Origin of the sequence: Candidatus Kaistella beijingensis (assembly GCF_020084865.1) — a bacterium.
Classification (GTDB): Bacteria; Bacteroidota; Bacteroidia; order Flavobacteriales; family Weeksellaceae; genus Kaistella; species Kaistella beijingensis.
The window spans coordinates 2,497,215-2,508,709 of record NZ_CP071953.1; the positions used below are offsets into that span (position 1 = coordinate 2,497,215).

An 11,495-nucleotide genomic window follows, 5' to 3' on the forward strand; every position below is an offset into this window, starting at 1 on the left:
AGAAAGAAAAAATCTCTCCCATAAAACGGAAGAGATTTAATCATATCTTAAGATTAAAACTTATAATTAAGCAAGGCTTACTCTTACAAAACCTAGCACTTTCAAGTCACCGTTTACCGATTTTACGTAATCAGCAACAGACATTCCACCGTCCTTGATGAAAGCTTGGTGTACCAAAGTGTTGTCTTTGTAGAATTTCTGCATTTTACCTTTCAGGATATTTTCGATGATGTTTGCAGGTTTTCCTTCCTTAGTCAACAATTCTCTTTCGATCTCCAATTCTTTGTCGATGGTTTCCTGGGATACCAAAGTTTCGTCCAAAGCGATTGGATTCATTGCAGCAACCTGCATTGCCACAGATTTTGCAGCTTCTGCAGCTCCGTCTACGTTTGCAGAAAGTGAAGCGATGGAAGCAATTTTGTTTCCAGCGTGGATGTAAGCTCCCAAATAAGGGCCTTCAATTCTTTCGAAAGAACCGATCTCGATTTTTTCTCCGATTACTCCCGTTTGCTCGATTAATTTTTCCGCAACGCTCATTCCGTTAAAATCAGAAGCTAGGAATTCTTCTTTAGTTGCATACATCATCGCCTGTTCAGCAAGTTCGTGTGCCAATTGTACGAAGTTGTCATTTTTTGCAACGAAATCAGTTTCACAGTTCAAAGCAATGATTCCACCAATCGTGTTATCTTCGTTTACTTTAGCGATTACAGCACCTTCAGTAGATTCTCTGTCTGCTCTGTTTGCAGCAACTTTTTGTCCTTTTTTTCTAAGGATTTCAATGGCTTTGTCGAAGTCTCCTTCAGCTTCTACTAATGCTTTTTTGCAGTCCATCATTCCTGCGCCTGTAATGTTTCTTAGTTTAGCTACATCTGCAGCAACCGGTGTATACATATTGTTATTTTTATATTAAAAAATTGATTATTTTAGCCTTGTTTTTAAGCGTTGCAAAGATAATAAATTTCGGGCAAACTAAAAAGAAGATTTCTTCGTTATTATTAAAATTTAAAACTCTATAAATCACGGCATTGATGAAAAAAATCCTTTATATATTTATTTTTTTGACTTCATTTTTTGCGTTCTCACAGTCCAAATATACAGAGGCACAAGTAGAGAAGAGCAGTGATCCGCAGGTAATTGCAAATTTTATTAAATTCAATCCGAACCATCCAAGAACTCCAGAGTTTAAGAGAAAGCTGTTCGCCGTGATGAACAACAATAAAGCTCCTGCGGCAAAAGCTGCGGTTGCAAAACCAACGGTGGCTCCAATAAGTACCAAAAAGCTGGAAACCGCCATTAAGAAAGATGTTGCTAAAGATGGAAGCAACGACAAACACAAGAGAACTGCGGATTTGTTAAATCATCTTTTCAACAGCGACCCTTCAAGTAAGACCGCTTATGTACAGATTGTCAACAAATCAAAATGTAATTTGATTGTGAAAATTAACGGAAAAAGATTTTACAATTTGGATGTTCCGGCAAACAACCAAAACTTTATTTTGATTGATAAAGGAAGTTATACCTTGACCACGATGGTTTGTGACGCCAAATATACTTCCGCAAAAAATATCAGCAAAGATATTGTGGTGACGCTGAATGCGCCGAAATAACTGATAAGTAATGAGCGATAAGCAATGAGTAATATTTAATGCTCTGTTTTAAAGACGTGAAAATCTTTTGTCAGCTCCAAATATTCACCGGTGTATTTTCTTGGAGATTTTTCAATGGTGAATTCAGATTGAATAGCCTTTTTTTCCTTAAAACCAAATTCTAGAATAACTCTTTTCGGGTTTGAATTCTGAATACCTAAAACCACAATTTTTCGATGAAGAGAAAGGTTATTTTTACTGCAGATTTTTTCGAAATGTTCTGAACTTTCAAAGGGAATGATAACCGAAAAGATTCCGTTTTCGGATAAGTTTTCGGATGCTTTTTCAACTAAATCTTCGAATTTGAGTTCTTTTCTTTGTCTTGCAACCACATCTTTTTCTGATAAATTTTCCTCAAAATAAGGAGGGTTTGAAACAATGAAATCAAACTTTTCTTCTCCACTAAAATTTTTAAAATCTTTATTTAAAACATTTAATCTTCCAGAGAAAATAGTATTTGTAAAATTTTCCTCCGCAAGTTTAACTGCATTTTCATCAATGTCAATCGCTAAAATATTTGCTTTCGGATTTCTCTGGGCAATCATCAGTGAAATCAAACCTGTTCCTGTACCGACTTCAAGAATATTTGTTGCGTTTTCCACCGAACACATTGCGCCCAACAAAACTCCGTCTGTTCCAACTCGGAAAACATCTTTGCTTTGGTTGATGGAAAATTTTTTGAAGTGGAAAGGTTTCAAGTTTAATGAGTAATAAATAATAAGTAATGAGCAATAAGTAATAATTCTGAATACTGAAAAATACTGAATGGTGAATTCGTTTCGCCGTGAAATCGAAGATTCGACGAAGGCAATGATCAGTTTTTTTTATCAAACTCAACTACTCACCAACACACCAACAATTCTGTCAGACGTTATTCGGCAAAGAAATCGTAAATGTAGAACCTTTTCCAACTTCGGACTGTACGGTGATTTCTCCTTTATAGTCTTCCACCATTTTGCGAACCATCGTTAAACCAAGTCCGGTTCCGCCACTTTTGGAAGTAAAGTTGGGCTCGAAAATCCGGTCGAACAGATCTTCGGGAATTCCTTTTCCGTTGTCGGTTACGGTGATGAAAATTCTTTTTTGCCTTTGTTCTACATCCAAATTGATAATATTTTCTCGGTCATCGTGCTTTGCCTGAATTGCGTTCGCAACGAGATTGGTGATGATTCTTGAGAGATAAATCTTGTCCATTTCCACCATAATTTCATCTTTGTTGGAGTGGAAATAAATTTTCTCGTCGCTGAAAACATTCATGATGGTTCTAATCTCCTTATTCAAATCAAAAATTTCGTTGTGTTTTTCAGGTAACTGTGCGAATTGTGAGAAAGCACTTGCAACAGTCGCCACCAAATCAATTTGATCGACCATCGTTTTGCTCAAGTTTTTCACTTTTTCATGAATATTGGGATCATTCGGATCGAACTTTCGCTCAAAATTTTGAATGGTCAGTTTCATCGGGGTTAAAGGATTTTTCACCTCGTGTGCAACTTGTTTCGCCATTTCACGCCATGCTTCTTCTTTTTCTTTGAAGCTGAGTCTTTCCTTTTGCTCCTTGATTTGAAGAATCATCGTGTTGTAGGCTTTCACTAATTGATTCAATTCATCGTTCTGATAATACCTAATCGGTTTCGGATCACTGTCGAAAAGCGTCACCTTATTGATCATATCAGAAAATTTGGTCACTGCTCTTGTTAAATTATTTGAAATAATCCAGCTCAACCAAACCCCGAAAATGATGATTAAAAGATTAACGATAATAATGTAATTCACATATTTATTAAAAACACTGAAGTACGATCCATCATTATGATAAAATGGGAAATAAACGATTCCGATCGGTTCCAACATGTTGTTTTTCAGAATCATATAAGAAGAAGTTACATTGGCATCCGTTTTTTGATCATAACTGTTGAAGTCGAGTCTTTTGTCGCTGCTTAAAACCTGATTTGCAATTCCGAGCGGCAGCTTTTTCTGGGGAATAAGATTGATGTCCTTGTTAGAAATAAGAAAATTTCCCTTTAAGTCATAAATGATAATATCCTGATTGTTGATATCTGCAATCTCAAAAATATCGTTGGATAATATTTTGGGTAAATCGTCGGTTTGAGTTTGGGTATGAGAAACTGAGTAATCAAGCGCCGACATGAGCGATTCTGCTTTTTTCTGCAAGTCGGTTCGGCTTTGCTCCACCGCATTATTCTTCAAAATATAAAAGGAAAGAATCGTGGATCCTGCAATGCTTAGAAAGCAAATCAGCAGGAAGCCCCAAAAGACTTTGTTTCGTAAACTGTATCCTTTATATTTAGATAGCGGCATTTTTTTTCAACAATTTTGTTACATATTTGCCGATGATGTCGAATTCAAGGTTTACGGTGTCGCCAATTTTAAGGTTTTTCATATTGGTAAACTCCCAAGTGTAGGGAATTATCGCCACGGAAAATTTACCAAAACCACTTCCTGCAACGGTAAGAGAAATTCCGTTCACGGTGATCGAACCTTGCGGAACGGTAACAAATTCATCAGTTTCGTCGTAATGAATGGTGATAAAAAAACTTCCGTCTTTGTCCTGAATATTTTCAACGGTACCGGTTTTATCAACATGACCTTGAACGATGTGACCATCGAGTCTGCCATCAAACTTCAAACACCGTTCCAAATTTACTTCGGTCCCTATTTCCCATTTTCCGAGGTTGGTTTTTTCTAAAGTCTCGTTGATGGCGGTCACCTTATATTTGTCGTCATAGGTTTCAACTACGGTTAAACAACATCCGTTGTGTGCCAAACTTTGGTCTATTTTCAGTTCATGCGTGAATCCGCAAGACAAAACAAAGTCAATATTAGATTCGTTTTTGATGATTTTTTCTACCGTTCCGGTTGCTTCGATTATTCCTGTAAACATAGGGGTAAAGATACGGGAAACAACTAAAAGAAAGCAAGAGATTTTAATTTCACAAGCGATTTTTTGTTAATCCTAAGGAAATTTGATCTTCATTCGCCTTTAAACCACGATTTCTATTATTATTAAAATTATTGATCAATCGTAATAGTTCAAAAATATTCAAAATAACTAAATTCTATTTTCCTAAATTTGTAAAATTCTAATAATTCTCAAAGTCAAGAAAATGAGTGCAAAACAACATAAAATAAAAGTCGGAATTTCAGTAGGCGATTTCAATGGAATAGGTCCCGAAATCATTATGAAATCCCTACAAGATAAAAACATCACCGATTTTTTTACACCCATTATTTTTGCTTCGGGAAAACTATTTACTTACCAAAAGAATATTTTCAAGCTGCAGCAAACCTATCATTATATCACAGAAGTTTCTCAAGCGCAGCATGATAAAATCAATATGGTGAATCTTTGGAAAGATAATGTAAATGTTGATTTAGGAAAACCAACCGAAGAATCCACCAAAATGGCAATCGATTCTTTGGAAGCCGCAACAACAGCTTTAATGAATGGCGAAATCGATGTTTTAGTAACCGCTCCTATTAATAAGGACGAAATGTTAAAACAAGGTTTCAAACATGCAGGTCACACTGGATTTCTTGAAGAAAAATTCGGAAAAAAAGGCTTGATGTTTTTGGTAACCGATGATTTAAAGGTGGCTGTTTCTACCCATCACATTCCGGTTTCGCAGGTTGCGGAAAATATTTCTAAAGAAAAGATCAAAAAACAGATTAAATTATTGAATCAATGTTTAATTGAAGATTTCTGCATTGAAAGACCAAAGATTGCAGTTCTCGGTTTAAATCCACACGCAGGAGACGGCGGCGCAATAGGAAAAGAAGAAATTGAAATCATTGAACCTGCAATCAGAGAATTGTTTGATAACGGTGTCTTAGCTTTCGGTCCGTTTCCGGCGGATAGTTTTTTCCAACCCAACAAGTACAGAAATTACGACGCGGTTTTAGCCATGTACCACGATCAAGGTTTGGCGCCGTTCAAGACTTTGGCGTATGAAGAGGGCGTGAATTATACGGCTGGACTTCCTTTTATCCGAACTTCACCCGATCACGGAGTTGCGTATGACATTGCGGGACAAAATCTTGCAGATGAACAAAGTTTCACGGAAGCAATTTTCATGGCTATTAAAATCTTTAAAAACCGACAGGAATATAACGATTTAATGACGAATCGTATGAAACCAAGAAGAGCAGCAGTCGGAAACGGAGTTGATGAGGATTTACCGGACGAAGCGGAACATTGATTTTTGGTAACAACATAGTCACATAGTTTTTTGTGAATTATATTAGTAAAAATAGAAATATATGTATTTATCAAGATTATTCTATGTTACTGTGTGGTTTAAATATAAAAAACAATGATAACACAATCTTACATCGAGAAATTAACTTACAATATTATTGGAGCCTGCATTGAGGTGCATAAAATCGTAGGTCCGGGTTTGTTGGAAAGTGTTTATCAGAAATGTTTAGAAGAAGAATTGAGAATTCAAAACATTAATTTTATTTCTGAATTGCAGATTCCTATTGATTATAAAGGAAAAATTGTTCATTCCGATTTCAGATGTGATTTTTTAATTGCCGATTGCATAATCCTTGAGATAAAATCCGTGAAAGATATCGATGACATTCACAAAGCGCAAGTTTTAAATTATATGAATCTTTTGAAAGTTCCTAAAGGTATTTTGGTTAACTTTAATGTAACAAACATTTTCCATGAAGGACAAAAAACATTTGTTAATAAATATTTTCAGCAATTGAGTTAACTTAGCGGCAATAATCTATTTTCACTAAAGAAATAAAAAAACTATGTGACTATGTGGTTAAAACAAATTCAGCTATTCAAAATTTCTTTTTAAAAATTATTTGTAATATTAAAAAAATTGCATATTTTTGCACACTCATTTTATGGACAAGTTAAGAAACTACGATATCGTGTTTTCGGGACTGAAAAACGGGAAGCATGAGTTCAGATTTGAGATAGATAAAGCGTTCTTTCAACTTTTCGATACTGAACAGGAATTTACAGAACCCCAAATTGTTGCGGATATCTTGATGGATAAACACACCACTTTTTTGGAGTTCGAGATAAAAACCACAGGAACTGTAAATCTGGTTTGCGATATATCGAATGAAAATTTTGATTATCCCATTGAAAACGAAATCAAAGTTTTGGTAAAATTCGGGGAAGAATATGACGACAGTGAAGAAGATGTAATTACGATTCCGTCCACTGATCACGCCTTCAATGTAGTTCAACTGATTTACGAAGATGTGATGCTTTCCATCCCGATGAAAAAAGTTTCGCCTAATCTTTCAGAGGAAGATTTGCATGTTTTGGAAAAGTTCGGTCCGAAAGAAGAAGTGGAAGAAGAGAAAGAAGTGGACCCAAGATGGGAAGTTTTGAAAAAATTAAAAGACAAAAATTAACATAATTTAAAATGATGAGAATTGAGCAATCAAAAACTCATCGCTCATCAAATTAAAAGTATAAGAAAATGGCACATCCAAAAAGAAGACAATCGTCAACAAGAAGAGATAAGAGAAGAACGCACTACAAAGCAGAAGTTCCTCAATTGGCAAAAGATGCAACTTCAGGAGAAATGCACCTTTATCACAGAGCGCACTGGAGCGACGGAAAATTGTACTACAGAGGTAAAGTAGTAATGGAAAAAGCAGTAGAAACTACAGAAGAAAACTAAACCCGAAAGTTTAGAAAAACTTCATTTTCATACCAAAACCACTCGATTTTTTCAATTTCGAGTGGTTTTTTGTTGTTTTTTGTTGAAATTTAGTATCTTTGGCATATAAAATAAACACCCAAAATAATGGACATTAAAGACATTCAAAACCTAATTAAATTTGTGTCTAAAGCAGAAGTTTCTGAAGTTAAATACAAAACGAAAGATTTCGAAATCACCATCAAAACTCCACTTGCAGGAAGCGAGGTGAGTTATATTTCGCAACCGCAGATGTATCACGCTGCACCACAACAAGTTCCTGCAGCGGTTCCTGCTTCTGCACCTGCAGCAGCTCCTGCCGCAGAGTCTGCTTCCGATGACAGCAAATTCGTAACCATCAAATCTCCAATGATTGGGACTTTCTACAGAAAACCTGCACCAGACAAAGATGTTTTTGTAAACGTAGGTGATGAAGTTTCTGCCGGAAAAGTGGTTTGCGTAATTGAAGCTATGAAACTTTTCAACCAAATTGAATCTGAAATCTCCGGAAAAATCGTTAAAATTTTGGTGGACGATGCAACTCCGGTGGAATATGATCAACCATTATTCTTGGTAGATCCATCTTAATTATAATTGATAAATGATGATTGGTCATAATTAAACGGTCATCAATTTCAAATCGTAAATTTCAAATTTCAAATTAATTAAGATGTTCAAAAAAATATTGATAGCCAACCGTGGCGAAATTGCGATGCGTATTCTTCGTACTTGCAAAGAAATGGGAATCAAAACGGTGGCGGTTTATTCCACTGCGGACAAAGACAGTCTCCATGTGCGTTTCGCGGATGAGGCAGTTTGTATCGGTCCTGCAATGAGCAAAGATTCCTATCTGAAAATTCCAAACATTATTTCTGCTGCAGAAATTACCAATGCAGATGCCATTCATCCGGGTTATGGATTCTTGTCGGAAAATTCTAATTTCTCCAGAATCTGCCAAAAAAACGGAATCAAATTCATCGGTGCAACTCCTGAACAGATCGACAGAATGGGAGATAAAGCCAACGCGAAAGCAACCATGAAAGAAGCGGGAGTGCCGTGTGTTCCAGGTTCCGATGGTTTGATTGATTCTTATGATGAAGCGGTAAAAATTGCCAAAGAAATCGGTTATCCGGTGATGATCAAGGCAACTGCAGGTGGCGGTGGAAAAGGTATGCGTGCCGTTTGGAAAGAAGAAGATTTAAAAGACCATTGGGAATCTGCCATTCAGGAAGCAGTTGCTGCGTTCGGAAACGGCGGAATGTATATGGAAAAATTAATCGAAGAACCGCGACATATCGAAATTCAGATTGCGGGTGATCAATACGGAAAAGCGTGTCACCTTTCTGAAAGAGACTGTTCTGTTCAGAGAAGAAACCAAAAATTGACGGAAGAAACGCCATCACCTTTTATGACCGACGAACTTCGTCAAAAAATGGGAGAAGCTGCTGTGAAAGCCGCAGAATATATCGGTTACGAAGGAGTTGGAACGATTGAATTCTTAGTAGATAAACACCGCAACTTCTATTTCATGGAAATGAACACGAGAATTCAGGTGGAACATCCAATTACAGAACAGGTGATTGATTACGACTTGATTCGTGAGCAGATTTTATTGGCATCCGGAGTTCCAATTTCGGGAGCAAATCATTTCCCTAAACTTCATTCCATCGAATGTAGAATTAATGCGGAAGATCCTTTTAACGAATTCCGTCCAAGTCCTGGTAAAATTACTGAACTGAATATTCCGGGGGGACATGGAATCCGTGTTGATACCCATGTTTATTCAGGTTACACGATTCCTTCCAATTATGATTCCATGATTGCAAAGTTGATTACAACGGCTCAAACCCGCGAAGAAGCTATCGCAAAAATGAAACGTGCTTTGGAAGAGTTCTATATTGAAGGAATAAAAACTACCATTCCATTCCACAGACAATTAATGGAAGACGAGAATTACCTTGCCGGAAATTATACCACGAAGTTTATGGAAGATTTCAAAATAGATAAGAAATACGAGAATTAATTTTCGTTAACGATATTTAAACCTGACAAACACAATCTGTCAGGTTTTTTTATGCTCATTTAAATTCCAATTATTATCATTAATTTTGTAAAAAAGTAAAATCAAAAATATGTCAACAGCAACCCACCAAAAGAATTCACAATATTTTATAGAACTTGAGAATGAGCACGGCGCACACAATTATCATCCGCTTCCTGTGGTTTTGGATAAAGGTGAAGGTGTTTATGTTTGGGATGTGGAAGGCAAGAGATATTTCGATTTTCTTTCGGCTTACTCTGCGGTGAATCAAGGGCATTCTCATCCAAAAATTGTAGATGCTTTGATTGAACAAGCACAAAAATTGACGTTGACTTCACGTGCTTTTTACAATTCAAAATTGGGGGAGTACGAAAAGAAAATCACCAAACTTTTCGGTTTCGATAAAGTGTTGCCAATGAATTCCGGAGCGGAAGCGGTCGAAACAGCTTTAAAAATTGCAAGAAAATGGAGTTATGAAGTAAAGGGAATCAAAGGAAATTCAGCAAAAATTATTGTTTGTGAAAACAACTTCCACGGAAGAACAACCACGATTGTTTCTTTCTCCAACGATCCCGATGCACACAATAACTACGGACCTTTTACACCGGGATTTATCAAAATTCCTTACAATGATTTAGCGGCTTTAGAAACTGTTCTTAAAGAAGATGCTGAAAATATCGCCGCATTTTTGGTAGAACCCATTCAAGGTGAAGCGGGAGTTTATGTTCCTGACGAAGGTTTCTTGAAAGGTGCTTCCGAATTATGTAAAAAACACAACGTTCTTTTTATTGCAGATGAAGTTCAAACCGGAATTGCAAGAACCGGAAAACTCATCGCGTGTCATCATGAAGAAGTTCAGCCCGATATTTTGATTTTAGGAAAAGCACTTTCCGGAGGAATGTATCCTGTTTCTGCGGTTTTGGCAAATAACAATATCATGAACGTAATTCATCCCGGACAACACGGTTCTACTTTCGGTGGAAATCCTTTAGCTTGCGCCGTTGCGATGGCGGCTTTAGATGTTGTGGAGGACGAAAATCTTTCTGAAAGGGCCGAAAAATTAGGTCAGATTTTCAGAAATGAAATGAGAATGTTGATTGAGAAAACCGACTTAATTGCAAACGTTCGCGGAAAAGGTTTATTAAATGCGATTATCATTAATGACTCCCAACATTCGCCAACAGCATGGAATCTTTGCCTAGATTTAAAAGAAAACGGATTGCTTGCAAAACCAACTCACGGAAACATCATCCGTCTTGCACCACCATTGGTTATTTCTGAGGAGCAATTGATGGAGTGCGTTTCGATTATCGAGAAAACATTTTTGGAGTTTAAGAAATGATAAAATTTTGGAACTGAAAGAAAAAATCAGCGGCGCCATCATTACTTTTAATGAAGAAAAAAACATTCAGGAAGTTCTTGAGTGTTTTGATTTTTGTGATGAGATTGTAGTTGTTGATTCTTTCAGTACCGATCAAACGTTAGAAATAGCCAAAAAAAATCCCAAAGTAAAAATTATTCAAAATAAATTTGAGGATTTTACCAAGCAACGTAATCTCGCAATTGATTCTGTAAAAAACGACTGGATCCTCTTTTTGGATGGTGATGAGCGAATTACCCCCAAACTTCGGCAAGAAATTATTGATGAGCTGAAAAAACCACAGAAGAAAGACGCTTATTATTTTTACAGAAAATTTTATTTTGCTGGAAAACCAATAAATTTTTCAGGTACGCAAACCGACAAAAATTTCCGCCTTTTTAGAAAAAGTAAATGCAGATATGTTGCAGAAAAAAAAGTGCACGAAACTTTAGAGGTGAATGGAACAGTGGGAGTACTGGAAAATAAACTTCTTCACTATTCTGTTGCTGATTACGATTCTTACCGTGAAAAAATGATTCATTATGGTCAACTGAAGGGAAAGGAACTTTTTGCTAAGGGAAAAAAATACAACAGAATAACTCAATATTCCAAAACGGCATTTAAATTTTTCAAAACCTATTTTATCAGGTTAGGCTTTTTGGATGGTAAGGAAGGGTTTCAGCTTGCAGAATTGCAAACGTTAAGTGTTTTCGAAACTTACAATTCTTTACAGACACTCGAAAAAAAACAGTAAT

The 11,495-nt window shown here is 36.3% G+C and carries 13 protein-coding genes; 9 read left to right on the forward strand and 4 right to left on the reverse strand.

The genetic code is table 11. From position 1 onward, the window contains the following. Window positions 1–66 precede the first annotated feature (66 nt). On the reverse strand, window positions 67–891 hold the full coding sequence (tsf, locus tag J4771_RS11605; RefSeq protein WP_224135158.1) for a translation elongation factor Ts: 825 nt from the start codon (window positions 889–891) through the stop codon (window positions 67–69). A 137-nt stretch (window positions 892–1,028) separates the two neighbouring features. Between tsf and J4771_RS11610 the strand changes: the two genes are divergently transcribed. After that, on the forward strand, window positions 1,029–1,607 hold the full coding sequence (locus J4771_RS11610) for a DUF6759 domain-containing protein (protein WP_224135159.1): 579 nt from the start codon (window positions 1,029–1,031) through the stop codon (window positions 1,605–1,607). Between the two features lie 35 nt (window positions 1,608–1,642). Here J4771_RS11610 and J4771_RS11615 read toward each other — a convergent pair whose 3' ends face one another. The 3 genes from J4771_RS11615 to J4771_RS11625 all read right to left on the reverse strand — a co-directional run bounded on the left by J4771_RS11615 (window position 1,643) and on the right by J4771_RS11625 (window position 4,548). Continuing rightward, the gene (locus tag J4771_RS11615; RefSeq protein WP_224135160.1) at window positions 1,643–2,344 is read right to left on the reverse strand and encodes a tRNA1(Val) (adenine(37)-N6)-methyltransferase; all 702 of its coding nucleotides are present in this window, start codon (window positions 2,342–2,344) and stop codon (window positions 1,643–1,645) included. A 166-nt stretch (window positions 2,345–2,510) separates the two neighbouring features. Further along, a complete protein-coding gene (locus J4771_RS11620; RefSeq protein WP_224135161.1) occupies window positions 2,511–3,965 on the reverse strand; it encodes a sensor histidine kinase in 1,455 nt (484 codons plus the stop codon). Then, entirely contained in the window at window positions 3,952–4,548 is a 597-nt protein-coding gene (locus J4771_RS11625; RefSeq protein WP_224135162.1) for a riboflavin synthase, read from the reverse strand. The genes J4771_RS11620 and J4771_RS11625 overlap by 14 nt, the downstream gene beginning before the upstream one ends. A 223-nt stretch (window positions 4,549–4,771) precedes the next feature. On the opposite strand from J4771_RS11625, the gene pdxA reads away from it, so the two are divergent. The 8 genes from pdxA (at window position 4,772) to J4771_RS11665 (ending at window position 11,494) form a co-directional block, all read left to right on the forward strand. After that, complete coding sequence (pdxA, locus tag J4771_RS11630; RefSeq protein ID WP_224135163.1) at window positions 4,772–5,863, forward strand: 4-hydroxythreonine-4-phosphate dehydrogenase PdxA; 1,092 nt, start codon at window positions 4,772–4,774, stop codon at window positions 5,861–5,863. A gap of 114 nt (window positions 5,864–5,977) precedes the next feature. Continuing rightward, a complete protein-coding gene (locus tag J4771_RS11635) occupies window positions 5,978–6,385 on the forward strand; it encodes a GxxExxY protein (RefSeq protein WP_224135164.1) in 408 nt (135 codons plus the stop codon). A 142-nt stretch (window positions 6,386–6,527) separates the two neighbouring features. Then, window positions 6,528–7,049, forward strand: coding sequence for a YceD family protein (locus tag J4771_RS11640; RefSeq protein ID WP_224135165.1), 522 nt, complete (start codon window positions 6,528–6,530; stop codon window positions 7,047–7,049). Between the two features lie 68 nt (window positions 7,050–7,117). After that, window positions 7,118–7,321 carry a 50S ribosomal protein L32 gene (gene rpmF / locus J4771_RS11645; RefSeq protein WP_224135166.1) on the forward strand — a complete coding sequence of 68 codons (204 nt, stop codon included), beginning with the start codon at window positions 7,118–7,120 and terminating at the stop codon, window positions 7,319–7,321. 126 nt (window positions 7,322–7,447) lie between these two features. Next, window positions 7,448–7,927, forward strand: coding sequence for an acetyl-CoA carboxylase biotin carboxyl carrier protein (accB, locus tag J4771_RS11650; protein ID WP_224135167.1), 480 nt, complete (start codon window positions 7,448–7,450; stop codon window positions 7,925–7,927). Between the two features lie 82 nt (window positions 7,928–8,009). Beyond that, complete coding sequence (gene accC / locus J4771_RS11655) at window positions 8,010–9,362, forward strand: acetyl-CoA carboxylase biotin carboxylase subunit (protein WP_224135168.1); 1,353 nt, start codon at window positions 8,010–8,012, stop codon at window positions 9,360–9,362. 109 nt (window positions 9,363–9,471) lie between these two features. After that, window positions 9,472–10,722: an ornithine--oxo-acid transaminase gene (rocD, locus tag J4771_RS11660; RefSeq protein WP_224135169.1), complete on the forward strand. Its 1,251-nt coding sequence runs from the start codon at window positions 9,472–9,474 to the stop codon at window positions 10,720–10,722. A gap of 4 nt (window positions 10,723–10,726) precedes the next feature. Beyond that, window positions 10,727–11,494 carry a glycosyltransferase family 2 protein gene (locus tag J4771_RS11665; RefSeq protein ID WP_224137842.1) on the forward strand — a complete coding sequence of 256 codons (768 nt, stop codon included), beginning with the start codon at window positions 10,727–10,729 and terminating at the stop codon, window positions 11,492–11,494. The last annotated feature ends 1 nt before the right edge of the window (window position 11,495 follow it).